This window comes from Clostridium akagii DSM 12554, assembly GCF_000686725.1.
In the GTDB taxonomy this organism is placed as follows: Bacteria; Bacillota; Clostridia; order Clostridiales; family Clostridiaceae; genus Clostridium_I; species Clostridium_I akagii.
Genome location: NZ_JMLK01000014.1, coordinates 60,473 through 85,804 on the forward strand (window position 1 = coordinate 60,473; position 25,332 = coordinate 85,804).

Consider the following 25,332-nt stretch of genomic DNA (forward strand, 5'->3'; position numbering starts at 1 on the left):
TCATGTCTCCTTTGTTATTTTTCTGCTTGTACCATGAAAAATCCCACTGTATATTTTCCTCCCATATCTGTTCTTTCAACAGAGTCAATTTTTATATTTTTAAATCCTGTTTCTGACCATATATTTTTTATTTCATCTCTTGTAAAAAAATGCACAGTGCCCCTATGAGCCAGGGTTCCTTCTTTAAGTTCTCTATATGTACCTTCCTCTATTTTGTCTCCAGTATTATACCCAGTAGTTTTAAAATTAAACAATCCAGTAGAAAAAATTTTCCCGCCAACTTTAAGTACTCCATTTATTTCATTTAACATTAACTTTATATCTTTAATTTTATTTGCGTATATCACAGCTGAATCTATAACAGCATCGAAATAATGATTTTTAAAAGGAATTTCCCCTGCATCAGCAACATATAGTTCTGCTTTTACGCCTTCTTCTTGCATCCTAATACCGGCTTTTTCAATCGCTGTTTTGGAACCATCGAATCCATATGCATCAAAGCCTTCTTTTGCTACATACCAAGTTACTGCACCTGTTCCACATCCAAAATCTAATATCTTAATGTTTTTTCTATCCAATTTATAAAAGTTTCTTGCTACGAACCTAATGACTTCTTCTGATGGATATTTACCCCACTCATTTTCTTTATGTATTTCTTCCCAAACTTTATCAAATGTTTTCACAAAACTTCTCCCCCAACTAATTTCATTATTTCACTTAATAATCTTTCCATATCTTCTTCATTATTTCTATTATCGATAGGTAAAGTTAATAAATTATTAGAAACATATAAACTTTTATCAAATTCTTTTATAAAAGCTTCATTGCTAATATCCCAATGTATAGGACAATAAATAGAGTAATTTCTTAGTTCTTTCCTAATAAAATCTCTATTATTTATTAAAATAGGTAGCCCTAATGGTATATTATCTTCTATTAATTCTTTATTAAATAAAATTTTAATTCCACTAACTTCTTTCAGTCTATCATATAAATAAGTATAGTTATCAAATCTTGTTTTTTTTATCAATTCATAATTTGTTTTATTTAATAATTTCTTGGATTCATTATCCATTCCATTTACATTTTTTCTTTTATAATATGCTTCCTCAGCTTCATTGAACAAATTCAAAAATTCCTGTTCTTTACCAATATTAAATTTTATATATTGGGTTTTTTTTAGCCTTGCTTCGTTCATAAGTTTACAATAGTCATCTTCATCAAATTCAAATTCACCGTTATTATTACATAATACTACAGAACCATCTACAGGTAAAAATTTTCTATAACTGTTAAACACGTAATCTCCTATAAATTTTTTCATTCTTTTAAACCAGAACATTTGTACGGCATCTTCAATTAATATTATTCCATTTTCTTTAATTGATTTTAAAAATTGAATTGTGTTATTATCATGGTAAAATCCAAAATAATCAATGAAAAATAGTGCTTTTATTTTATATTGATTGATCTTATTTTCAATATCCATTAGATTAATAGATAAATCTTCGTTAATCTCATAAAACAGTATATTAATCTTTTTTCTTTGAAAATTATACAAAATTGTAGGGCATAAATATGAAGGTATTAGTATATACTCATCTTGTTTGAAATTTATATTTTCAATTATAAATTGTATTGCACTTTGACCTCCGCTTAATAATATCCCATTTGAATTTTTCATATTATTTATTGTATTATCTAAAAATATATCATCAAACCAAAATTCTCCACCTATTGGCTTCATAAGTCCTTCCATGCTATAACCTCGTCTTTTTTTAAATCTCTTTTTAATTCCCTGCCAATTATAATACTTGCTAATTCTGGCTTAATCCCAGTGCCTGGTCTTTTATATGTTAGCATATATTTTTCAATTATAGTTCCTTTTTTTAAATCATATGATGCTAATATACTTCTTCTCACCTGTTCCATGATATTTTTTTCTCTTTCTGTTGGTCGCTTTATTCCATCACCAAGAAGTTTTTCAGTGTTTCTAATATAATTAACATAATTTATAAACTCTTCTGGTGGCATAGATGCCTTATGATCAGGACCTTCCATATCTCTATTTAATGTTATATGTTTTTCTATAAACTCAGCTCCAAGAGTTACTGCAGCTATAGCTGATTCAAATCCTATTGTATGATCTGACAATCCAACAGGTATTTTAAATGCTTCTCTCATAGTAACCATAGCTTTTAAATTAACATCTTCAACTGCTGTTGGATAATCAGTAGTACAATGCATAAGCTTTATATCTTTGTTTCCAGTAGAAAACATTACTTCAAGTGCACTTTCTACTTCTCCAAGAGTACTCATACCCGTAGATAAAATTACAGATTTCCCAGTTTCAGCTATTTGTTTCAAAAATTCATAATTAGTTACTTCTGTAGATCCTACCTTAATAAGTGGAACATTTATACTTACTAAATAATTCAGACTATCTAAACCATCTGGTGTTGATATAAACATAATTCCCTTTTCATTACAATAGTCTTGAATTTCTTTGAATTGTTCAAAAGGCAGTTCAAGTTTTTTTATCATTTCAAGCTGGCTCTCAATTGTCAAGTCATTTTCTTTTTGATATTGTGCCTTCTCAGCAAACGTACCTGTACTTTCTTCTGCAGTAAATGTTTGAAACTTTATAGCATCTGCTCCGCATTCTACTGCCATATCTACAAGCTTTTTAGCTATAATAATATCACCATTGTGGTTCACTCCGGCTTCTGCAATTATAAACACTGGCATATTCTCAACTCCAAACAAGCTTTTTTTTTAATAATCTTTCACCAAGTTCAATATTTTCAAGAACATTAACTATTTCTTCACTGGTTTTTCCTTCTCCATAAAGACTTTTAGTATTCTTAACTTTTTCTTTAAATTCAATACTTAGAGATTTATTTATAGCTTTTACTATATCTTCTGCTTCATTACCGCAGCATATAACATTACCTGCCATTAGTCTTCCTTTTTGTCTGTTACCTATATTAACTGCAGGTACTTTTAAATATGGTGCCTCTACTAATGAACTAGATGAATTACCGATTACCGCACCACAAATTTTCATAACACTCAAATATCTTAAAACACCTAAATTTTTAAATATGGACACATTAGGATTGATTTTTGCAAATCCTTGTAACTTTTTTATTATATACTCTCCGCCATTATCGGCATTAGGATATGTTATTATCATTGTTTTGTTTGTGCTATTCATTGCTTTGATTAAATTTTCAATTTGATCTGGAAGTTTCTCAATTTCAAGAGTAACTGGATGATATGTAATAAGTAGTGTATTTTCATCCACCACCACATTTAATTGTTTTTTTAATTCATCTTTATTTAAAAAATTTGTAACCTTGATATTTTCAATAGCAGGATCACCAACACTAAATATGCGCCAAGGTTCTTCACCCATTTTCTCTATATTTTGGGCATATATATTTGCTCCCGGAAAATGTATATGTGCCATCTTAGTTATTGCATGTCTAATTTGTTCATCAATAGCCCCTTCTGTTATTTCTCCCCCTGATATATGAGCAATTGGTATATTCATAGACATTGCAGTTGACGCTGCAGCAAATATTTCATACCTATCTCCCAATATAAGAAGAATGTCTGGTTTATGTTTTTCAAAAACTTGAGAAAGTTGTATCATTAATAATGCCATTTCCTTTGCCATACAACCTTTATTGTTACTACCCATTAAAACGGGTAATTTTTCATCCACCTTAAATCCATCTTCTAATATTTCATTTATAGTATAACCGAAATCTTCTGATAGATGTGCTCCCGTAACTATTAATTGAAGTTCTAAGTTAATGTTTTCTTTTATTCTATTTAACGTATTTTTAAGTAATCCATATTCTGCTCTTGTTCCAGTCACAACTGCAATTTTACGCATGATTTTCACTTTCCTTCATAAGTAATTCTGCAAGCTTGAAATCTATTTCAGTATCAATATCCACTGAATTTCCGTTATCCATAATATAGCCTGTTATATTTTCAGTTTCAAATGTCCTCTGTTCTAATAAAATATCTGTTTTTATAACATAAACAGCGCCGTTAACTCTATAAATTTTCGGTAAATCCTGTCTTCTTGTTATTTTTTTGCCATCATCTAAAAAATATTTTAGTTTATCTCCGTGAAGAATATTCGTCCAATAAGGATTTACTTCTGATTCACATATAGAAACCGCTCCATCTACATTCAAATCAATAGCTTTTTTAATAGTACCATCAATGTCTTCATAATTTCTAAGGGGTGAAGTACACTGAAGCAAACACACATAATCCGGGGTATATTTTTGTTTTTCTTTTAGCAAATCAATCATATTTATTATACAATCTATGGTTGGCGAATTATCTTGTGCTAATTCATAGGGCCTTAAATATGGAATTTCTGCGCCATATTCCTTACTGACTTTAGCTATTTCACCATCTTCCGTGGAAACAATTATTCTATCAATATATTTACTCTTTTTAGCTTCTTCTATTGTATAAGCAATAAGAGGTTTACCATTCAAATCTTTTATGTTTTTTCTTGGCACACCCTTAGATCCACCTCTTGCTGGTATAATAGCAATTACCTTATTTTTCATTTACAAATCACCTTTTTTATAAATATTTTTCTATGTCTTTATTCGCTTTATAAAAGTCTTCAACCTTACCAATATCCATCCAGTAATCTGTAATTGGGAAACTTCCAACCCTTTCCTTCTTATGTATCAATTTATCAATTAATTGAGTTATGTCAAAATATTCATTATCGGGTATATTATCTATGATATCTGGATTTAAAACATATAATCCACCACTTACTAAATGATTGATTGTTGGTTTTTCTACAAGTGATGTTACACAAGATTCATCTATATTTAATACACCATAAGGTATTTGAGTCTCATATATCCTTGAGCCTATGGTCATTTCATAATTGTTTTCATTATGATAATGAAGGAGATTATAATAATTAACATTAGTTAGAATATCTCCATTTATAACAAAGAAAGGCTTGTTTAAATATTGTTTTGCAAGCTTAATTGAACCTGCGGTTCCAAGCCTTTTGGTTTCTTTAATATATTTGATTGATACATCAAAATCCTTACCATCTCTAAAGTAATTTTCTATAACATCAGCCTTATAATTAATGGATATCAATATGTTCTTAAAACCATAATTTCTAAACTGCTCTATAATAGTTTGAAGAATAGGCTTATTGCCTACTTTTAACATAGGTTTAGGTAAGTCATCTGTAAGAGGGCTAAGCCTTGTACCTAGTCCGCCGGCCATAATAAAAACAGTATTTTCTTTTTCAAGTTTATTATAATCAATTAAGTCATCTATTTCAAAATAATTTACTATTGTTTTATTTGCATCAACCACTGGTAACAATTTTATTTTTTTCTCTATAAAATGTTTTTTAACTTCATTTGCACTTATATCCTTATTACAATAAATGCAATTCCCGTTATAAATTTTTGATATATCCATATTTAATGGTAATCCCGACAAAATGGCCCTTCTTATATCTCCATCTGTAATAGTGCCTACCAATTTGCTATCATCATCTACAACAAATAATATTCCTTTTGAATTCAAATTTATTAACTGCATCGCTCTTAATATGGAATCATTATAATTAATTAATAAATTTTTTAAAGTTTTAACCATTATTTCACATCCTACAATTAATTTTAATTAATTTTAATTACTTATAATTCTCCTTAAACCACTGATAATTACTTATAATTCCATTTTCAAGATTCACTTTGTACTTCCAACCTAATCCTTCTAGCTTGCTCACATCCAATAACTTGCGAGGAGTCCCATCAGGTTTGTCAATATTAAATTTTATTTCACCATCATATCCCACAACATCTTTAATTATCTCAGCCAAACACCTTATTGTTACTTCCTTTCCGGTTCCGATATTCACATGCTCTTCTCCATCATAATTTTCCATCAAAAATACACAGCCATCTGCCATATCATCAACATATAAAAATTCTCTTAATGGCTTACCAGTACCCCAAATTTCCACAAATGGTTCATTGTTAATCTTAGCCTCATGAAATTTCCTAATTAATGCTGGCATTACGTGTGATGTCTTTAAATTGAAATTATCATTAGGTCCATAAAGATTGGTTGGCATACAACTTATGAAGTTATCATCAAATTGTCTTTTGAAAAATTGACACATCTTTAAACCTGCAATTTTAGCAATTGCATACCCTTCATTAGTTTCTTCCAAATATCCTGAAAGTAAATATTCTTCTTTTATAGGTTGAAGGCACATTTTAGGATATATGCATGAACTTCCTAGAAATAGAAGTTTTTTAACCTTAAAATCATGGCACGCTTTTATAACATTATTTTGTATTTCCATATTTTCATATATAAAATCAGCAGGACATGTATTATTGGCACTTATTCCACCCACATGTGCTGCTGCTAAAAAAACATATTCCGGTTCTTCCTCTTCAAAAAATTTTCTTACAGATGCTTGATTTTTTAAATCAAGCTCTAAATGTGTTTTCCCAATAATATTAGTAAACCCTTTTTGCTTCAAATTTCTAACTATAGCTGAACCCACAAGTCCTCTATGACCAGCTACATAAATCTTACTATTCTTGTCCACTTAAATTACCTCACTTAGTTTTATAAATTATTTTGAAGTAGCTGCTTCAAGATATTGTTCTGTTGTCATTCCTGCAATTTCCTTCATATCTCCATCAACCATCATTTTAACAAGTGAAAGAAAATCAACATCTCTAACCCATCCAAGCTCTTTTTCGGCCTTTGTTGAATCTCCCCATAATAGTTCAACTTCTGCTAGTCTAAAGTATTTAGGATTTATATCAACAAGCACTTTTCCAGTAGCTTTGTCGTATCCTTTTTCATCTGCGCCTATTCCTTTCCATTCAATTTCTATTCCAACTTCTTTAAATGAAAGTTCCACGAATTCTCTTACCGTATGAGTTTCATTTGTTGCTATAACAAAATCCTGTGGTTTGTCCTGTTGTAGTATTAGCCACATAGCTTTTATGTAATCTCCTGCAAATCCCCAATCTCTTTTAGAATCCATATTTCCAAGTGATAGTGTTTCTTGCTTTCCTGCAATTATGCTAGCAATAGCTCTAGTGATTTTTCTAGTAACAAATGTTTCTCCTCTTCTTGGAGATTCATGATTAAATAATATTCCATTACAAGCAAATAAATCATATGATTCTCTGTAGTTTACAGTTATCCAATATGAATATAACTTTGCTACTCCATATGGGCTTTTAGGATAGAATGGTGTTTTTTCACTTTGTGGTGCAGTTCCTGGAAGTCCTCCAAAAAGTTCCGAAGTTGATGCTTGATAAAATTTACATTTTAATCCGCTTTCTTTTATAGCATCAAGTATTCTAAGGGTTCCTATTCCATCTGTTTCCGCAGTATATTCAGGAACCTCAAAAGAAACCTGTACGTGACTTTGTGCCGCTAAATTATATATTTCATCTGGCTTAACTTTCTCAATTATTCTATTCAAATTACTTGAATCAGTTAAATCTCCGTGATGAAGAAATAGCCTTTTGTTCCCTATTTCTGGATCTTCAAACAAATAATCTATTCTCTTTGTATTAAAACTACTTGATCTTCTTATTATTCCATGAACCTCATATCCTTTTTCTAATAAAAACTCCGTTAAATATGATCCATCTTGTCCAGTTATTCCAGTTATTAATGCCTTTTTCAAAATTATATCCACCTTTCCATCTTTCAATTATATAAAATTATTTTTTATATTCTTTATATCTTTTATATCTTCTTTTTTACCAATTAAAATAACATCATCACTTTCTACCACAAATATGTCATCAAGACCTGATATTATAACTGGTTTGTTTCTGCCTATAATAATATTATTTTTACTGTTTATATTGATGATATTACCAATACAAACATTATTGTTTTCATCTTTATCTCTGTAGCGTTCTACAGAATACCATGTTCCCACATCATCCCAGCCAAATTCGCTAGGAATAACATAGATATTTTCTGATTTTTCCATTATAGCATAATCAATGGACACACTATCAACTAAATTATAATCTTTTTTTAATTTTTCTTCATATTGCTCTTCAGTTGTGCATGCTATTTCCCTAAGAATTTCATATGTTTTTTTCATATGCTTTTCTGTAAGCCTTAAAATATTTTCAGCTTTCCAAACAAACATTCCACCATTCCAAAGGAAATCCCCATCGTTTAGATATCCCTCTGCTTTCTCTGCATTTGGTTTTTCCACAAACATATCCACATTTTTTATCTTTAATCCATTAACAATGCAGCAACTTTTGTTAGCTTTTATGTAACCGTACCCAGTTTCAGCCCTATCTGGTTTCATGCCTAAAGTTATAATAGCATCTTTATTATCATCAATAAAACAATCAGCAGCAACAATAACCTTCCGGAATTCATCTTCATTTCTTATAAGATGATCTGAAGGTAATACTGCTATGGTTGCATCCTCATAATATTTTTTTATTATAAATGCTGACAAAGCTATGCAAGGTGCTGTATTTTTTCCAACTGGTTCGGCTATTATGTTTCTTAAAGGTAATTTAGGTAATTGCTGCTTAACTAAATCTATGTATCTCTCTCCTGTAACAACAAATATTCTTTCTATGGGCATTAATTCTTTAAGTCTATTAACTGTCATTTGAATCATTGTTTCTTCACCTAAAAGCTTTAAAAATTGCTTTGGCTTTTCGTCTGTTGAAAGCGGCCAAAATCTTTCGCCTTTTCCACCAGCCATTATTAGTGCACATAACATTTATAGTCGCCCCCTACCTTGCATTTTCATCTCCAAATAATACGAAAAAAGTTTTCCATATTAATTTTATGTCGATGAGTGTATTTCTTTCTTCTATGTATTTTACATCTAGCTTCATCCATTCTTCAAAACCAATTTCATTTCTCCCCATAACTTGCCAGTAACATGTAAGCCCTGGTTTTGCTAAAAGCTTTATCCTATGGTAATCATGAAATTGAGCCACTTCTGACGGTAAATTTGGTCTTGGCCCTACCAGAGACATTTGTCCCTTTAGTACATTAAAAAGTTGCGGTAACTCATCAATGCTTGTCTTTCTTATAAATCTACCTATTTTAGTTATTCTAGGGTCCTCCCGCATTTTAAACATCGGACCTGACATTTCATTATTATCCTTTAGTTTATCAAGTAATTCTTCTGCATTAACTATCATGGATCTAAATTTATACATTTTAAAATGTTTTCCACCCTTACCTACACGTTCTTGAGAGAATAATATTGGACCCTTAGAATCTATTCTTATTAAAATACAAACAATTATAAATATTGGACTTAATAAAATTATTCCTATTAACGAGAAAAATATATCCATAGTTCTTTTTATAAAATAATAAGATAAACTTTTTGTATATTTATCTTCTCGTTGTACTTCTGATGTTTCTTCACCCACCTGCACATTTTGCAATATAGATTCCCCCTAAAGCGTATTTCCCCTTAAAACATCATATTTATTTACATTAATCTATCATTTATTTACACATTGATTATACTATGATGAAAGCTTAATTTCAATAAATTGTTACAGCTATTTCAATTTATTCCCTTTTAATATCCATTTTTGTCAAGCATTTTATTAAATAATTATTTTAAGTATTTGTGATTATCCAATTTTTAACCTTTTAACCTTTTAAACATTTACCCTATCCTATCAAGTTTTCATCATTAAAAAAGCCATTTCTATAAAATATAAAGGTAAAGAAGTATATCATTATAAATATAATGGGAAACGAATATCTTCCTTGACCTTCTGTGACAAAATAAGTGCAACAAAACATATAAAAACATATAAGTCCATAGAGCTTAAAGCTTTCTATTTTCCTTTTCTTAATCAAATCCAAAATAACTTTTACACTAAGTATAAGCATTATTATTATAGCTGGAATGGTAATTATATATTTTATCAATGAATAGATGGACAATAAAATATTTTCAGCCCCACTACTGAGCCCTGCCTCATTGTAGGTAAAACTAATATCGTCTGGAACAAGATATGTATTAACTAGTCTTTTAAAACCTAACTTAACAAACTGTGCTGGATGACTGACTATCCATTTTTTTGCAGCGGCGCTTAACATTTTGTTTTTCTGAGTGGAGTTCGATGCTTTATATTCTTGTTTTTTTATTATGGAATTTTCCACATCTGAAGCTGCCATCCATCGTCCAAGTTTATTTTGTGAGTTATTATTTATGTATAATACTATTCCACCATTATTAGAAATAAAAGTAGGTTCACCTATAAGTTTAGTATTTCTATAACACCAAGGTGCCACCACAATTAGGCTCAAAATTAAAATTATTACCGCATTTTTAATTGCATTTCCTAATTTTCGTTTTGACATTAACTCTACTAAAAATATAGCGAAAAATATCACAAGAAAAAACGGTTTTATCATTGCGTTGAATCCGGTTAAAATACCTATTAAAATGTATTTATATTTTAATTCACTAAAATACACCAGTGTTATGAGCAAAAATACAGTAGTAAATATTATTTCTGTGCCCAGTAGACTATTGTAAAATATATTACTTGGGAACAAAACAAACAAGGTATATATTAATTTTTTTCTTCCCTCACTTATTTTTTCTATACCCTTAAGGATTTTGTACAACAACAAATAACTTAAAGTTGTTAATACTACATTAAAGATTTTAGCTACCATAATACTGCTTCCAAATAGCTTATATATAAAACCTAAGACTATTGAGTATCCAACTGAGGTATACGTATCTCCCCATTGTCCACCGCTAGCCACCTGCCTCGCCACAGAATTATAATAGCTAAAATCCGAGTAAGGCTTTGTGTTAACAAAAACAATCCACAGTATTGACAATAAAATCCCCACTACTGTGATTATTTTATAATAATTTGCTCTTAGCTTCTTCATAATTTATCCCCCTTACATTAAACTTTAATTTTCCACTAAACTTTTTTTAAAAAATTTCTTCCTATTATATAGCACTTTTTTTACCTATCTCCTTATTCCAAATTATCCTCTATAATTATATACTATTTTAATTTAAAACAGCAAACGCTTTTTATTTTTGTGTTTAACCTAATGGAAAAAAAATATAAGTTACTTCGCATATGCGAAGTAACTTATATTTTTTCCCCTTGCAATATTTTTATTAATTCTTGTTCATCTAAAACTTTTGATAAAATACATCCTTGAAGCCTTTTGCAACCCATCTTTTGAAAATATTTTATATGAGACTTTCTTTGTATTCCTTTAGCCCTAACTTCTATTCCAAGTTCATTTGCCATGTTCATTATATTTTTGAATACAACTTTACTTCTTTCATCTTTGCCTAATGTATTTATAATTGCTGAATCAATTTTTATTCCGTCTATAGGAATGTTGAACAAATGATTTATGGATGAATATTTAGCTCCAAAATCATCTAAAAATATTTTTATTCCACTACGCCTAAGTGCTGCAATAACCCTAATAGTTCGCTCGTCTATCCTAGTTAACATTTTCTCTGGAAGTTCTATTATTATGCTACTAGGACGAATATCGTTTTCCAGTAATACCTCATTAATAAAGCTGAGAAAATTCTTTTCAATTAACTGTTTTTCTGACATATTTATTGATATTGTCATATTACCATTTCCAGCTTTTTGTATCTCTTTAAGTTGTGTACATACTTTTTTAATTAAAACTCTTCCAATATCCTTTATTGAACCATTTTTCAAAGCTATGTTTATAAAATCTTTACCTGGCATAGTTCCTAAACTTGCAGTATCCCATCTGATTAATGCTTCTGCTCCAACTATTTTCATTGTTTTAGCATCATATTCTGGCTGATAATACGCCATAAACTCATCTTCATACACAGAATTCATAAGATCTAGATGTATTCCCGCCGCTTTTATAACTGATTTATGCATTTTTTCATTAAAAAAGCAGTGACTATAAACGTCCATTCTTTTTGAATAATTTAGTGACATTTCAGCACATTGAAGTATATTTTCTACATTTTCACTGTCACTGGGATATATTGATATGCCTATATTTACTAATATTTTTGTTCCGACGTCTTCAACAAAACAAGTATTTTTTAATGCCATCTCTATATTGGTTACTATTTTTATAACTTCATCTCTGCTAGATACTTTGTCCAAAATAACTAAAAATACATTTCCACCATAACGACATACGTATCCATTTTTATCTGTGTACATTTTTATTTTTCTAAAAACCATATCTAATATTAAATTTCCAAACTCATATCCATAAATATAATTATAATTTTTAAAATTACTAATATCTATAAGACAAACTGCAAAAGGATCTCTTTGCCTATTAGATTCATTTATCAACTTTTTATATAACCTTACGGAATAGTTAATATTGTAAACTTCTCTAATATCAGTTACATTTGTACATGAAAATTCCAAATCATCCACCTCTTAGGTCGTATTTTAGGCCATTTTACTTAATAAAAGCAAAATCAGAACAATATAAATATATTGTTCTGATTTATATCACAATTTTATTTTTATTATAATAATAACGAGATTTCCAGAAGAAATAATCTGTATATGATGATTATATATTAAATTAATACATAATATACTATAATTTTCACGAAATAATATTTAATATTTGGTTTAATATCAATATTATGTTATAATAAACTAAACAAAATATTTATATTGTACAGTTTAATAAAAGGATGGTAGTTATGTCTAATTCAGGTAATAATAAAATAAAATATTTAACTCAAAATGAAACTACTAGATTATTTAATGCAATTATCAATTATGAAAGTTGTCATTCAATAAGAGACTTAGCACTATTTAGAGTTGCCTACAGATGCGGTCTTAGGGCTTCTGAAATTGGTATGTTAAATATTGATGACTACAATACCATACGTGGAGATATGTACTGCAAAAGACTTAAGGGCAGTAATAATAACACAATACGATTAGATGAAAAGACCAAAATAGCTTTGGATACGTATTTATCAGAGAGCGCTTTAGGAATTTCTCAGCGGTATATATTTCAAAGTCAGAAGAATAACCCTATCTCAAGACAAACCTTAGATTATCTAATGAAAAAATATTGTTCTCTTGCTAAAATTGAAGATAGGAGTAAGCACCATTTTCATGCACTTAAGCATACTACTGCTGTTCATCTAGCAGAGTCTGATATGGACATAAAAGAACTTCAGTGGTGGCTTGGCCATAAATCCGTTTCAAATACCGAAGTTTATTTTCAATTCACAACAAAACAGCAGGAAACTATGTATGCAAAGCTTGCATGTAGTAGCGAATTAGTATAATTTTTCTTCAAGTATAACTAAAATAAGATAATATACAAAAAGTAGGTAACTGTTTATTTACTTTTTTGTATCATTATGTTATTATATAAATATGATAATTTAGTTATATCTGTTACACTTATTTTTTGGGAGGAATATTTTATGGATAATGATATTAACAATTATGAACATAACTTAAAATACCTTTGCCTAGAAATGATTGGTCTATTAACTAAACTTAAGAAAAATGGATTATTAGATGAAAAAGAATATAAACAACAGGTGGCGTCAAAAATAGATTTTTTAAAAAATATAAAATGATCCTGTAAACGTTTAATATTTTTTAGTATAAGTAAAATAGAGAAGCAAAAACTTCTCTATTTCTATACTTATCTTATTCTTTTGGATATCCACCCTTGTCCCATTTTTCTATAAATTCATCAAAGAAGTGTTCATTTCCAAATTGATCTTTATCATTTACAATTAATGAATCAATTTTTTTAATTATTTTTTCATTTTCAGGTGTCTTTATATATTTTGCATCTAAAAAAGCATCTATTATATTTTCAATAAGACCAATTCCAGTTATTCTGCCACCTACCGCAATAACATTGGCATTTAAATATTCTTTTGCATATTTTGCCGTTGAAACATCTCGTACAAGTGCCGCTCTTATGCCTTTAACCTTATTCGCACTAGAACTAATTCCAACTCCCGTTCCGCAAAGTAATACTCCAAGATCCGCTTCTTTGCTTGCAACTTTCTCAGCAGCCTTTTTACCAAAGATAGGATAATGAGTACGTACAAAATCATAGGTTCCGTTATCAATAACTGTGTGCCCCTTTGACTTTAAATACGCTGAAATCCTCATTTTTATATCTGGAACAATATGGTCACAACCAATTGATATTATCATTTTTACTACCTCCCTTAAAATTTAAAGCATTTTGTTTAACATATCTACTCTTATCTGATGTCTTCCACCTGCATATTCTTCATTTATATAAGCATCTACAATGCCTTCTGCAAGTTTCCTGCCAACAATTCCTGAACCTATTGCTATTATATTTGCATTGTTATGACTTCTTGTCATTTTAGATGAATGTTCATCTGAAACTTCTGCGCAGGTTATGCCTTTATGTTTACTTGCTACCATAAATGAGCCAGCACCATATTCATCTATAACTATTCCTCTGTCCGCTTCTTTATTTAAAATTCCACTAGCAACTAAATGTGTGGAATCCACGAAATCTAATCCTCTGCTTGGAGTTTTATCTATAACTTCATGCCCCTGTCTTTCTATGTGTTTTTTTAAATACTCCTTTAATTCAAAGCCATTGTCATCTGATCCTATTAGTATTTTCATGTTTTATTCTCCCTTCTGCATTTTTTAACTAGTTATTAATTACTTTAACTATCTTTTCATATTCCCTTTTTATTTGGCTGTCCATTTTATTGTCTGTAATCACAGCTGTGACATTTCTAAGATCATAGAAGCAGAAGAAGTCTTCTTTGTCTATTTTACTGCTGTCTAGAAGGATATATCTTTTAGCTGCATTATCTAGTATTATCTTTTGGCACACGCCCTCTTCTTCGCTTGAAGTTGTTACATTATTCTTATATATACCATTTGTACCTACAAAGGCCATCTTTACCCTGAGTTTTTCCAGGAGTATATTTGTGAAATTGCCTACAAATACGTCAGTTCTTGACCTATACTGGCCTCCAATTAATATGACTTCATATCGACTATCATCTTTAAATTTTAGAAATACTGGCATGGAGTTAGTTATTATCTTGGCATAGGATACGTTAAGGTAATCATATATAAGCTCATTTGTTGTTCCTGGACCAATATAAATTATGTCATTATCCTTAACAAGTTTTGCCGCAATCTCTGCAATATATTTTTTTTCTTCAATATGAATACCCCTTTTTTCATTACTGGATAATTCATTAAGTGTTACAGTTTTATTTCTTTTTGCTCCTCCATAAATCCTAGTTAGTAGACCCTTTTCTTCTAAAACCTTTAAATCTCGTCTTACAGTCATTTCTGTTACTGCTAAAGCGTCTTTTATATCCGATATTTTTATAATATCATTTGTATTGAACATGCTTACTATTTTTTCCATTCTCTCTTCTTTTAGCATAATCGTTACCTCCTGTGTTTATGCATTGTGCTATGCATGTATTATACAAATGATATCATAGATTATTGTTAGTTTAATGATTTTTTACTATTTATCAGCTAGTTTTGCGATTCTTGCATATTCTGCATTACGTTTTTGCATTTGTTTAGCATACCAGAAGAATAATAGTAAATATGCTACTAGTGCTAAAACTACAATTGCGCCACTTTGTAAACTTGGATTTCCACCAAACTTACCTATTAATATGGATAAATACTTTTCAACAGGACCTTCACAAGTTGAATGTGAAATTAATGTACCTGTTGCAACTCCTTTTGGAAATGCTCCAATGGTTTTTGCAAGAGCTGTAACACAAGGTGCAATCGCTGTACCTGCCCATAAGAATATTGGGATTTCAAATACTCCTATTATAATCATTCTTATCATTTTTCCTCTAGTTACTACAAGTAGCGCTGGAGTAATACCCATTGCTATTATTCCTCCAAGTGGTAAAATGCCGTTTCCTGGTAAAATCAATGCTACAACTATAAGTACAGGTGCCATTATGTTAGCAACAGCCCATATTTCTGCTCTACCTGCAATAAATGGCCAGTCAATACCTATGTTGAACTTTCTACCTTTAAGTCTTTTACTTAAAAAATTTGTAATACCTTGTGATAATGGTTCAACTGCTGATATAAACCAAGACCCAATAAACGAGAACAGCTCAAGACATGTAGCACCTATAAATGCTAATGTAAATATCTGAACAACTGTCTGACGTCCAAGTACTCCTATAAACACTCCTAAATAAGCACCAATAGCAAACTTACTGCCCCAAAATCCAATTCTGTTATTTAAAGTTGCTGCATCAAAATCATATTTATCAAGAAAAGAAAAACATTTGTCAAAGATCCTATCAAATACCATTATTATTGGATTCATCATATAATTTAAATGCGTAGTTGTTGTAGGGTTTGAATCAGGCATGTCTAGTAAATCATTAAAGGTTGGTTTCATTAAATCTGAGTTCATTAGCTTTAATGTTCCAAGTATGATTACAAAACAAGTTGCTAATAACAAATTGTTATGTGAATAATATAATATTAGTATTCCGCAAAATGCTGGATGCCAAACATCAAATATATCTACATCCAATGTATCTGTTTTGTTAATGGCAAGCATTATTACATTTAGAATTACAAGTATAAGTAAGAAGAACAGGGTATACATTGAACCCCAAGTTATGGTTGCTACTGGCGCCCATCCAAGATCTGTTATAGAAAGATGAATGCCCGTGGATTTTACGAAGGCCTGAAGCGCAACAGAAAAGTTGCTTGTTAGCAAATTAATTATCTGTCCAATTGCGGTAAGTGCAATAGCCAGTTTTAATCCACCTTCAATGGCCTTTGATACCTTTACCCTCATGGCAATGGCAAGCAATGTTAATACAATAAACATCATTGCTGGTGCACCTAACTTTATAAGTGGCTGGAATATGTCATTGGCTAAATTTACAATTTCACTCATTTTTATCCCCCTCTTAATTCTCTAGAATTTTAATCTAAAGTTTGCTGCAATGATTTACTGCTATGGTTTTAAATATTACTTCAGGTTGAATTTTTTAATTACTTTTTCAACCTCATCATAAACAGGTTCTGCCATGCTAGGTATTCTGTATAATATAGGTCCTGCTTCAACTATTGGTATTTTAACTTCAAATGAAAGTTTTGGTTTTGAAATTGGTGTGAAAATGTCATATTGTCCTACCATATCTTCATTTATGTCTTTTATCATTACTGCATCAGCTTTAACTGTATAACCTCTTTTTTTCATTTCTGTCTCAATGGCATCTTTTATTTGATGACTTGAATTTACACCTGCGCCGCATGCTGCTAAAATTTTAATCATAATAAACCCTCCATTTTTATTTTTTTATATTTAAAATAATATAATTTAATTTTAGAAATCCTTTTCATTTAAGCTATATTATTTTTTTAACTACATTGTTTTTCACAAGATTTTATATTTTTATTAGCTAGCCGGTGATAGATATCATCTTCACCATTACATTTAACTAGATTTTCTAAATTTTCCTTGATAGTCACATAATCCATTATGTCTGCTAGAATGCCTGTCTGATTTTCTTTATCATTGTTTAATATTATAAAGAGCATATTTACGATCAAATTTTCTTCAGGTGATATCATATTTTTAAATTCCACACCATTCTTTAGTTTAACAATAACAACATTCTTGCATTTGCAATATTCAGTTTCAGTATGTGGTATAGCTATACTAGGAAGTTTTTCATCCACAACAGTCATATCTATTCCTGTTGGATATTCCCTTTCTCTTTTTATTATTTCATCTACAAAATTTTCTGTAACTAACCCTAGTTTCAATAATTTTTTTCCTACTGAATTAAATACTTCTGTACTCGTTTTACCCTGTTCAATAAAAATTAGTTCTTTTTTAATAAGTTTAAAAACACCACCAGCCATATACTATCATCCCCCAAACCCTTACTTACTATAATATAAATTTTGTTTTTCTTTGTTCTTGTTTGTTTCTATTTGTTCTATAATGTTATAATATCATCATGTTTAAACGTTGTCAATAGTGTATTGTGTTATTTGAATATAATATTTTGTTTCATTTTGTTTGATTCTATTAACAATAAAAAAAGCAGTTATCCTTAAGTTGCCATTTAACTTCAATGGCTCTTAGTGATAACTGCTTTTTTATTAAAACTTTTAATATATGTTTAAGTATTCCAAAGAATCTTTGACTTGTTTTTTTGAGATACCTAAAGTACTTTTTCTAAAAATGCCTTAGTTCGTTCCTCTTTTGGTGCGGTAAAAATATCTTCTGGTTTTCCATCTTCCACTATTTTACCACCATCCATAAATATAACTTTATCTGCTACTTCTTTTGCAAATCCCATTTCATGTGTTACAACTATCATTGTCATTCCATCTTTTGCAAGATCTTTCATAACACTTAAAACTTCTCCCACAAGTTCTGGATCAAGTGCTGAAGTTGGTTCATCAAAGAGCATTATATCTGGTTCCATACATAATGCTCTTGCAATAGCTACTCTCTGTTTTTGACCACCAGAAAGCTTCGAAGGGTAAGCATCATACTTTTCGCCAAGACCAACCTTTTCAATTAGCTTTTTAGCCTTCTTTTCAACTTCAGCTCTATTTTGTTTTTTTACTATTAGTGGAGCTTCCATAACGTTTTGCAGAACTGTCATATGTGGAAATAGGTTAAAATTCTGAAATACCATTCCCATTTTCTCTATTGCATCTCTTACATGTTTTTTATCTTTAAAGTCTAGTACTTCGCCCTCTATAATAACAGTTCCACCGGTTGGAACTTCTAGATTGTTTAGACATCTTAAGAAAGTACTTTTACCCGAACCTGAAGGGCCAATTATTACAAGTACTTCTCCTTTTTTTACTTCTACATCTAAGTTTTCAAACACTAATAAATCTCCAAAACTTTTAGATAATCCTTTTACCTCAATCATATTCATAAATAAATCTCCTTAATATACTGATAATTTCTTTTCAACAACACCGAAAATAGAAGTAAATACAGTGGTCATCAATAGATATAGTATTGCTGCTACAATATACGGAGGCCAAGGATTGCCTGATGATGATCCCAAATCTGTTGCGTTACGAAGAAGTTCTGCTAAAGTTAAGGAAGAAACAAGTGATGTATCCTTTATCATGCTTATGAATTGATTTCCAACTGGTGGGATTACAACTCTAAAAGCTTGAGGAAGTATTATCTGCTTCATAGTTTGACCATAAGTGAAACCCAAAGCTTTTGAAGCTTCAAATTGTCCATTATCTACAGCTAAAATACCTCCTCTTATTATTTCAGCCATATAAGCACCTGCATTTACACTAAGTCCAATAACTGCCGCACTAAAAGCTGTAAGTTCTACGCCAATTGCAGGAAATCCATAATAAAATATGAATAATTGAAGCAAAAGAGGTGTTCCTCTAAATACCCATGTATAAAAATTACCTATAGATGATGTTATCTTATTATCTGAAAGTTTCATCATAGCTATAATAATACCTATGATAGTTCCAAAAACTATGGATAAAACCGTAAGTTGTAGTGTTAAAACACAACCTTGCAATAACATAGGTAGTATGCTCTTTAAATTACTTAAATCCATTATTACAAAAACCCCTTTCCAGCCCATACGTTATTTGTAAATGTCATGTCCAAACCATTTTATTGATAGTTTAGAAAGTGTTCCATCTTTTTTTAGTTCATCAATTGCTTTTTGATAAGCATCTCTTAATGCTACATCAGTTTTTCTGAAACCAATGCCAACGGGTTCTTGGTTTAGCATTGATTTAACTCTCTTAAAGTCACTTTTTTTATCTGCAATATAGTAGTCTCCAACTTGTGGATCTGATACAACAGCTTCTATTCTTCCAGCTTTAAGATCTAGAAAAGCCTCTGTCATACTATTGTATTTTTTAACTTCTTTAATTCCAGTAAGCTTACTCAAAACGCCTTGTGCAGTTGTTCCCATCTGAATACCTACAGTTTTTCCATCCAAATCTTTGTCACTATTTATTGCACTATAGTTAGTTCTTACAAATATAGCATTTCCACCATAAATGTATGGTTTTGTGAAAATCATTGTTTGTTTTCTTTCATCTGTAATACTTACAGTTGACTGAATTACATCAAATTTATTAGCTTTAAGTGCTAAAAATATACCATCCCAGGCAGTGGGAACAATTTTAACTTTAAGTCCCATCTTTTTACCTATATCATTTATCATGTCTATATCGAAACCTTTGATTATATTTGTACTATCCTTAAATTCCATTGGAGGATACGAATCATCAAGACCTACTGTAATAGTTCCTGCTTTTTTCACTTTAGTTAAAGAATCATCTGCTGTGCTTGTTTTAGTGCATCCAACAAACAAACTTACACTTACTGCTAGTATAGTTATTATCGTTAATATCTTTTTCACTTAAGTCGCCCCTTTATTTGTCAACATATAAAATTTCATGTATAAATATTTATTATTTTCATGATTAACATTATAATTATACATAAATTTCACGAAAATAACAAGAGGGCGATAAAAAGTGACACTATTTTTTGTATATGTCATTTCCAAACCATTTTATGGATATTTTTGAAAGTGTTCCATCTTTTTTAAGTTCATCCATTGCTTTTTGATACTCATCTCTTAACGCAACATCGGATTTTCTAAAAGCAGCCCCAATTGGCTCCTGATTTAACATTGACTTAACTTGCTTAAAGTCACTTTTTTTATCTGAGATATAGTAATCTCCAACTTGTGGATCAGATACAACTGCATCTATTCTTCCAGTTTTAAGATCCATAAACGCTTCTGTCATAGCATTATATTTTTTTACTTCCTTAATTCCAGTTATTTTAGCTAACACATCCTGTGCAGTTGTTCCCATTTCAATACCTAAAGTTTTACCATTCAAATCTTTTTCACCATTTATATCGTTATTAGAAGTTTTTACAAATATAGCATTTCCACCGTATATATATGGTGTTGTGAATATCATCGTTTCTTTTCTTTTGTCTGTAATGCTCACACTAGACTGTATAAGATCGAACTTTTTGGCTTTAAGTGCTAAAAATATACCATCCCAAGAAGTTGGTACATATTTAACTTTCACACCCATTTTTTTACCTATATCATTTGCCATATCTATATCGAAGCCTTTGATCTTGTTTGCGCTATCCTTAAACTCCATTGGCGGATAGGTATCATCAATTCCTATGGTAATAGTTCCTGCATCTTTAACCTTTGTTAAAGATCCATCAGTAGTACTGCTTTTACCGCACCCAACAAATACAAATACCCCTATTGTTAATATAGTTACTAAACTTATTATTTTTTTCATATAGACACCCCTTTTTATTAATCAACATATTAATCCTATTATATATAGATATTGTCAATAAATCAACTGTTTAATTATCAATTCAATAAATATTTTTCTCATAACATATTATTTCATTAATTATAAAGGTCTTGTGCAAACCATTTGATAGATAATTTTGAAAGTGTGCCATCTGCTTTAAGTTGGTCAATTGCTTTTTGGTATGCATCACGCAAAGCTATATCAGATTTTCTAAAACAAGCTCCAATAGGCTCTTGATTTAACATTGTTTTTGATCTCTTAAAATCACTCTTCTTATCAGAAATATAATAATCTCCAACTTGAGGATCTGATACAACACCATCTACTCTACCAGTTTTAAGATCCATAAACGCTTCTGTAGTTGAATTATATTTTTTAATTTCCTTAATTCCACTTATTTTATTTAGGACTTCCTGTGAAGTTGAGCCTATCTCTATTCCTAAAATTTTTCCATTCAAATCTTTTTCGCTACTTATTGCATTATCTTTTGTCCTTACAAATACTGCATTTCCCCCATATATATATGGTTTTGTGAAAATCATAGTCTTTTTTCTTTCACCCGTAATACTTATACTAGATTGTACTGCATCAAATTTTTTAGAGTTAAGAGCTAAAAATATACCATCTAAAGTTGTTGGCACATATTTAACTTTAACACCCATTTTTTTACCTACAGCATTTGCCATATCTATATCAAAACCCTTTATTGTGTTTGTACTATCCTTAAATTCCATTGGAGGATACGTATCATCTATGCCTATGGAAATGATTCCTGCACTTTTCACCTTTGTCAGTGAGGTATCAACACCTGCTTCTGATCCACTTCCCACGCATCCAACAAACATGAATACACTTACTGTTAATATAACTGCCATTGTTAATATTTTTTTCATTTTGACGCTCCTTCTTCTATAATGTATAAATATATAAACACTTTATCTTGTTAACGCATTAAAGCGTAGCATTGTTATTGTACATAATTTTCTTATAAATAGCAAGCGATTAAAAACAGTGACAAGATTCAAGTTAATGTTTTAACTATAGATAATTGACAAATGCAGAACTATATCGTATTATTTGAATATAGTAATATTATGATTTAAATAAAAGGATTGTGATCTACATGGATATGGATACAAATTATTCAAAATACACTGAAACTGCTGAACTACTAAAAGTACTGGCTCATCCAGTGCGGCTTTGCATAGTAAATGGATTAATTGAAAACGGTGGCTGTAATGTTAGCCATATGCAGGAATGCCTTAACATTCCACAATCAACAGTTTCTCAGCATCTGCAAAAACTTAAATCTGCTGGTGTTATTGAAGGAAAACGTAATGGTCTTGAAATGAACTATAAAGTCTGTGACGAGCGGGTTATAGCTTTTATTAAAAATATGTTAGATTAGGAGTGATTTTTATGGCAAAAAAAATAATTATTGTAGGTGGCGTGGCTGGTGGTGCTTCTACTGCTGCAAGGCTAAGAAGACTTGATGATAATGCAGAAATAATAATGCTTGAAAAAGGTGATTATATATCTTTCGCTAACTGTGGTTTACCTTATTATATTGGTAATAAAATTAAACAAAGAGAAAAATTAATTGTTCAAACTCCTGAAAGTATGATGGAAAGATTTAATTTAGATGTAAGAATAAACAATGAAGTTTTAGAAGTTGATGCAAAAAACTGTGTTGTAAATATAAAAAATAAAAATGGAGATACATACAAGGAAACTTATGATTATCTTGTACTATCCCCTGGAGCAAAACCAATGAAACCACCCATTGAAGGTATTGAAAGTAAACGCATTATGACACTAAAAAATATTCCTGATACAGATAGGATAAAAAAAGCAGTAGATTCAGAGGATATAAAAACTGCTGTAATTATTGGTGGCGGCTTTATCGGAATAGAGATGGCAGAAAATTTAAAGGAAAAAGGAATTGATGTTACTCTTGTTGAAGCAGCCAATCACATTTTAGCCCCTTTTGATTCTGATATGTCAGTAATTGCTGAAAAAGAGATGGAGACTAACGGCGTAAATCTAATTTTAGGCGATGGAGTTAAATCCTTTAAGGATAATGCAAAGGATAATGCAAAAGATACTGAAATAACTCTTTCCAGCGGCTTAAAATTAAACGCTGATCTTATTATATTATCCATAGGTGTTACTCCCGATACCGCCTTTATAAAAAATAGCGGTATAGACTTTGGAAAACGTGGACACATACTAGTAAATAAAAATATGAAGACAAATATTGATAATATATATGCAGTGGGCGATGCTGTGGAAGTAATTGATTTTGTAAACGGTCAAAATACTTCTGTAGCTCTAGCTGGTCCTGCTAATAAACAGGGAAGAATTGTAGCTGACAATATTAGTGGTAAAGCTAGCCAGTTTAATGGTGCTCAAGGTACATCTATACTTAAAGTTTTTGATTTAACCGCTGCAAGTACTGGTAACAATGAGCGAACTTTAGATAAATTAGATATTCCGCATAAAGTGATTTACGTTCACCCTGCATCTCATGCATCCTACTACCCTGCGTCTCTTAATCTTTCCATAAAACTTATTTTTAATGACAATGGAAACATTTTAGGTGCCCAGGCTATAGGTTATGATGGCGTTGATAAAAGAATTGATGTTATAGCTTCAGTTATGCGTTTAAAAGGAACTATTTATGATTTAACTGAACTTGAGCTTAGTTATGCTCCACCTTTTTCCTCTGCAAAAGATCCTGTTAACATGGCTGGTTTTGCAGCAGAAAATGTACTTAGCGGATTAAGTCAAGTTATAACTCCAAATGAGCTTTTAAATTATGATCTTAGTGGCAGTGTTCTTGTGGACGTTCGTTCCACCATTGAATTTGAAAATGGCCACCTAGATGGCGCTATAAACATGCCTGTAGATAATTTGCGTAGATCTTTTTATAATCTTCCTAAAGAAAAAGAGATTATAGTTTATTGTCAGGTTGGAATTCGTGGATATATAGCTGAGAGAATACTTAGACAAAATGGCTTTAATGTAAAAAACTTAACTGGTGGATACAAAACCATGTCAACTCTAGGTTACAAGCCTAATAATAATGTTATTAAAAAAGAGGTTGCTTTTGACCTTGCAAGTCCCGTAACCACAGAAAAGAAAGACAATTTTGATAAGACTTTGGATGCTTGTGGTTTATGTTGCCCTGGACCTTTAATGCAGGTTAAAGCTTCTATAGACGAACTTCAAGGTGGACACATACTTAAAGTCATGGCTACAGACCCAGGATTTTATGAAGATATAAAAGCTTGGTGCTCTAAAACAGGAAATACCTTGGTAAACATTGAAAGACAAGGTCCTAATACAAGCGCGTTTATAAAAAAAGCACAAGATGAGGCAGATAATTTATACTCAGCTACTGTGAAGGACAATAAAACAATGGTAGTTTTCAGTGGGGATTTAGATAAGGCTATTGCCTCATTTATAATTGCAAATGGTGCTGCTTCGATGGGTAAAAAGGTTACTATGTTCTTTACTTTCTGGGGACTTAATGTACTAAGAAAGCCTGAAAAAGTTGAAGTTAAAAAGAATTTTATTGGTAAGATGTTTGGACTTATGATGCCTAGAGGCAGTAAAAAATTACAGCTTTCAAAGATGAATATGATGGGCATGGGTTCCAAAATGATCCGAATGGTTATGAAAAACAATAACATTTCCTCTTTAGAAGATTTAATAACTTCCGCAGTAGACAGCGGCATAGAAATAGTTGCCTGCCAAATGTCCATGGATGTTATGGGAATTAAAAAAGAAGAACTTATTGATGGGGTTAAAATTGCAGGGGTTGGATATTACCTTGGAGAAGCAGAAGACGCTAACGTGAACTTGTTTATTTAATTTATGATAG

General features: G+C 30.5%; 27 protein-coding genes. 4 read left to right on the forward strand and 23 right to left on the reverse strand.

Going from position 1 to position 25,332, the window contains the following annotated elements; all coding sequences use genetic code 11:
• Window positions 1-14: 14 nt before the first annotated feature.
• The 12 genes from BR66_RS0108595 to BR66_RS0108650 all read right to left on the reverse strand — a co-directional run bounded on the left by BR66_RS0108595 (window position 15) and on the right by BR66_RS0108650 (window position 12,494).
• On the reverse strand, window positions 15-683 hold the full coding sequence (locus BR66_RS0108595) for a class I SAM-dependent methyltransferase (protein WP_026882557.1): 669 nt from the start codon (window positions 681-683) through the stop codon (window positions 15-17).
• On the reverse strand, window positions 680-1,759 hold the full coding sequence (locus BR66_RS0108600) for a hypothetical protein (RefSeq protein WP_026882558.1): 1,080 nt from the start codon (window positions 1,757-1,759) through the stop codon (window positions 680-682). The genes BR66_RS0108595 and BR66_RS0108600 overlap by 4 nt, the downstream gene beginning before the upstream one ends.
• Window positions 1,744-2,748: an N-acetylneuraminate synthase gene (gene neuB, locus BR66_RS0108605; RefSeq protein WP_026882559.1), complete on the reverse strand. Its 1,005-nt coding sequence runs from the start codon at window positions 2,746-2,748 to the stop codon at window positions 1,744-1,746. The genes BR66_RS0108600 and neuB overlap by 16 nt, the downstream gene beginning before the upstream one ends.
• A 4-nt stretch (window positions 2,749-2,752) precedes the next feature.
• Window positions 2,753-3,904 (reverse strand): UDP-N-acetylglucosamine 2-epimerase, encoded by a 1,152-nt coding sequence (gene neuC, locus BR66_RS0108610; protein WP_026882560.1) that lies wholly within the window; start codon window positions 3,902-3,904, stop codon window positions 2,753-2,755.
• Window positions 3,897-4,601: an acylneuraminate cytidylyltransferase family protein gene (locus tag BR66_RS0108615; protein ID WP_026882561.1), complete on the reverse strand. Its 705-nt coding sequence runs from the start codon at window positions 4,599-4,601 to the stop codon at window positions 3,897-3,899. The genes neuC and BR66_RS0108615 overlap by 8 nt, the downstream gene beginning before the upstream one ends.
• A 16-nt stretch (window positions 4,602-4,617) precedes the next feature.
• Window positions 4,618-5,673, reverse strand: a complete 1,056-nt coding sequence (locus BR66_RS0108620) for a nucleotidyltransferase family protein (RefSeq protein WP_026882562.1) — start codon at window positions 5,671-5,673, stop codon at window positions 4,618-4,620.
• Window positions 5,674-5,710: 37 nt separating this feature from the next.
• On the reverse strand, window positions 5,711-6,640 hold the full coding sequence (locus tag BR66_RS0108625; protein WP_026882563.1) for a GDP-L-fucose synthase family protein: 930 nt from the start codon (window positions 6,638-6,640) through the stop codon (window positions 5,711-5,713).
• A 27-nt stretch (window positions 6,641-6,667) separates the two neighbouring features.
• Window positions 6,668-7,744, reverse strand: a complete 1,077-nt coding sequence (gene gmd, locus BR66_RS0108630) for a GDP-mannose 4,6-dehydratase (RefSeq protein WP_026882564.1) — start codon at window positions 7,742-7,744, stop codon at window positions 6,668-6,670.
• A 24-nt stretch (window positions 7,745-7,768) separates the two neighbouring features.
• On the reverse strand, window positions 7,769-8,818 hold the full coding sequence (locus tag BR66_RS0108635; protein WP_026882565.1) for a mannose-1-phosphate guanylyltransferase: 1,050 nt from the start codon (window positions 8,816-8,818) through the stop codon (window positions 7,769-7,771).
• A 13-nt stretch (window positions 8,819-8,831) separates the two neighbouring features.
• On the reverse strand, window positions 8,832-9,500 hold the full coding sequence (locus BR66_RS0108640) for a sugar transferase (protein ID WP_026882566.1): 669 nt from the start codon (window positions 9,498-9,500) through the stop codon (window positions 8,832-8,834).
• A gap of 235 nt (window positions 9,501-9,735) precedes the next feature.
• On the reverse strand, window positions 9,736-10,980 hold the full coding sequence (locus BR66_RS0108645) for a glycosyltransferase family 39 protein (protein WP_026882567.1): 1,245 nt from the start codon (window positions 10,978-10,980) through the stop codon (window positions 9,736-9,738).
• A gap of 212 nt (window positions 10,981-11,192) precedes the next feature.
• The gene (locus BR66_RS0108650) at window positions 11,193-12,494 is read right to left on the reverse strand and encodes a bifunctional diguanylate cyclase/phosphodiesterase (RefSeq protein WP_026882568.1); all 1,302 of its coding nucleotides are present in this window, start codon (window positions 12,492-12,494) and stop codon (window positions 11,193-11,195) included.
• Between the two features lie 287 nt (window positions 12,495-12,781).
• Between BR66_RS0108650 and BR66_RS0108655 the strand changes: the two genes are divergently transcribed.
• Together BR66_RS0108655 and BR66_RS25655 are read left to right on the forward strand one after the other, a co-directional pair.
• On the forward strand, window positions 12,782-13,381 hold the full coding sequence (locus BR66_RS0108655) for a tyrosine-type recombinase/integrase (RefSeq protein ID WP_026882569.1): 600 nt from the start codon (window positions 12,782-12,784) through the stop codon (window positions 13,379-13,381).
• Between the two features lie 141 nt (window positions 13,382-13,522).
• Complete coding sequence (locus BR66_RS25655) at window positions 13,523-13,681, forward strand: hypothetical protein (RefSeq protein ID WP_156946264.1); 159 nt, start codon at window positions 13,523-13,525, stop codon at window positions 13,679-13,681.
• A gap of 73 nt (window positions 13,682-13,754) precedes the next feature.
• Here the strand turns inward: BR66_RS25655 and lacB are convergent, their stop codons facing one another.
• The 11 genes from lacB to BR66_RS0108715 all read right to left on the reverse strand — a co-directional run bounded on the left by lacB (window position 13,755) and on the right by BR66_RS0108715 (window position 22,339).
• On the reverse strand, window positions 13,755-14,276 hold the full coding sequence (gene lacB, locus BR66_RS0108665; RefSeq protein WP_026882570.1) for a galactose-6-phosphate isomerase subunit LacB: 522 nt from the start codon (window positions 14,274-14,276) through the stop codon (window positions 13,755-13,757).
• Between the two features lie 21 nt (window positions 14,277-14,297).
• Entirely contained in the window at window positions 14,298-14,726 is a 429-nt protein-coding gene (gene lacA, locus BR66_RS0108670; protein ID WP_026882571.1) for a galactose-6-phosphate isomerase subunit LacA, read from the reverse strand.
• A 28-nt stretch (window positions 14,727-14,754) separates the two neighbouring features.
• Window positions 14,755-15,510 carry a DeoR/GlpR family DNA-binding transcription regulator gene (locus tag BR66_RS0108675; protein WP_026882572.1) on the reverse strand — a complete coding sequence of 252 codons (756 nt, stop codon included), beginning with the start codon at window positions 15,508-15,510 and terminating at the stop codon, window positions 14,755-14,757.
• An 87-nt stretch (window positions 15,511-15,597) separates the two neighbouring features.
• Window positions 15,598-17,019: a PTS galactitol transporter subunit IIC gene (locus BR66_RS0108680; protein ID WP_026882573.1), complete on the reverse strand. Its 1,422-nt coding sequence runs from the start codon at window positions 17,017-17,019 to the stop codon at window positions 15,598-15,600.
• 75 nt (window positions 17,020-17,094) lie between these two features.
• Window positions 17,095-17,400 (reverse strand): PTS sugar transporter subunit IIB, encoded by a 306-nt coding sequence (locus tag BR66_RS0108685; RefSeq protein WP_035795843.1) that lies wholly within the window; start codon window positions 17,398-17,400, stop codon window positions 17,095-17,097.
• Between the two features lie 86 nt (window positions 17,401-17,486).
• Window positions 17,487-17,993: a PTS sugar transporter subunit IIA gene (locus tag BR66_RS0108690; RefSeq protein WP_026882575.1), complete on the reverse strand. Its 507-nt coding sequence runs from the start codon at window positions 17,991-17,993 to the stop codon at window positions 17,487-17,489.
• Between the two features lie 305 nt (window positions 17,994-18,298).
• Window positions 18,299-19,030 (reverse strand): amino acid ABC transporter ATP-binding protein, encoded by a 732-nt coding sequence (locus BR66_RS0108695; protein WP_026882576.1) that lies wholly within the window; start codon window positions 19,028-19,030, stop codon window positions 18,299-18,301.
• Window positions 19,031-19,042: 12 nt separating this feature from the next.
• Complete coding sequence (locus BR66_RS0108700) at window positions 19,043-19,690, reverse strand: amino acid ABC transporter permease (RefSeq protein WP_026882577.1); 648 nt, start codon at window positions 19,688-19,690, stop codon at window positions 19,043-19,045.
• Window positions 19,691-19,720: 30 nt separating this feature from the next.
• Window positions 19,721-20,509 carry an ABC transporter substrate-binding protein gene (locus BR66_RS0108705; RefSeq protein ID WP_026882578.1) on the reverse strand — a complete coding sequence of 263 codons (789 nt, stop codon included), beginning with the start codon at window positions 20,507-20,509 and terminating at the stop codon, window positions 19,721-19,723.
• A 124-nt stretch (window positions 20,510-20,633) separates the two neighbouring features.
• Window positions 20,634-21,425 carry an ABC transporter substrate-binding protein gene (locus BR66_RS0108710; RefSeq protein ID WP_026882579.1) on the reverse strand — a complete coding sequence of 264 codons (792 nt, stop codon included), beginning with the start codon at window positions 21,423-21,425 and terminating at the stop codon, window positions 20,634-20,636.
• A gap of 116 nt (window positions 21,426-21,541) precedes the next feature.
• Window positions 21,542-22,339, reverse strand: a complete 798-nt coding sequence (locus BR66_RS0108715; RefSeq protein WP_026882580.1) for an ABC transporter substrate-binding protein — start codon at window positions 22,337-22,339, stop codon at window positions 21,542-21,544.
• Between the two features lie 236 nt (window positions 22,340-22,575).
• Between BR66_RS0108715 and BR66_RS0108720 the strand changes: the two genes are divergently transcribed.
• Both BR66_RS0108720 and BR66_RS0108725 read left to right on the forward strand, forming a co-directional pair.
• Window positions 22,576-22,854 (forward strand): ArsR/SmtB family transcription factor, encoded by a 279-nt coding sequence (locus BR66_RS0108720; RefSeq protein ID WP_026882581.1) that lies wholly within the window; start codon window positions 22,576-22,578, stop codon window positions 22,852-22,854.
• A gap of 11 nt (window positions 22,855-22,865) precedes the next feature.
• The gene (locus BR66_RS0108725; protein ID WP_026882582.1) at window positions 22,866-25,322 is read left to right on the forward strand and encodes a DsrE/DsrF/DrsH-like family protein; all 2,457 of its coding nucleotides are present in this window, start codon (window positions 22,866-22,868) and stop codon (window positions 25,320-25,322) included.
• The last annotated feature ends 10 nt before the right edge of the window (window positions 25,323-25,332 follow it).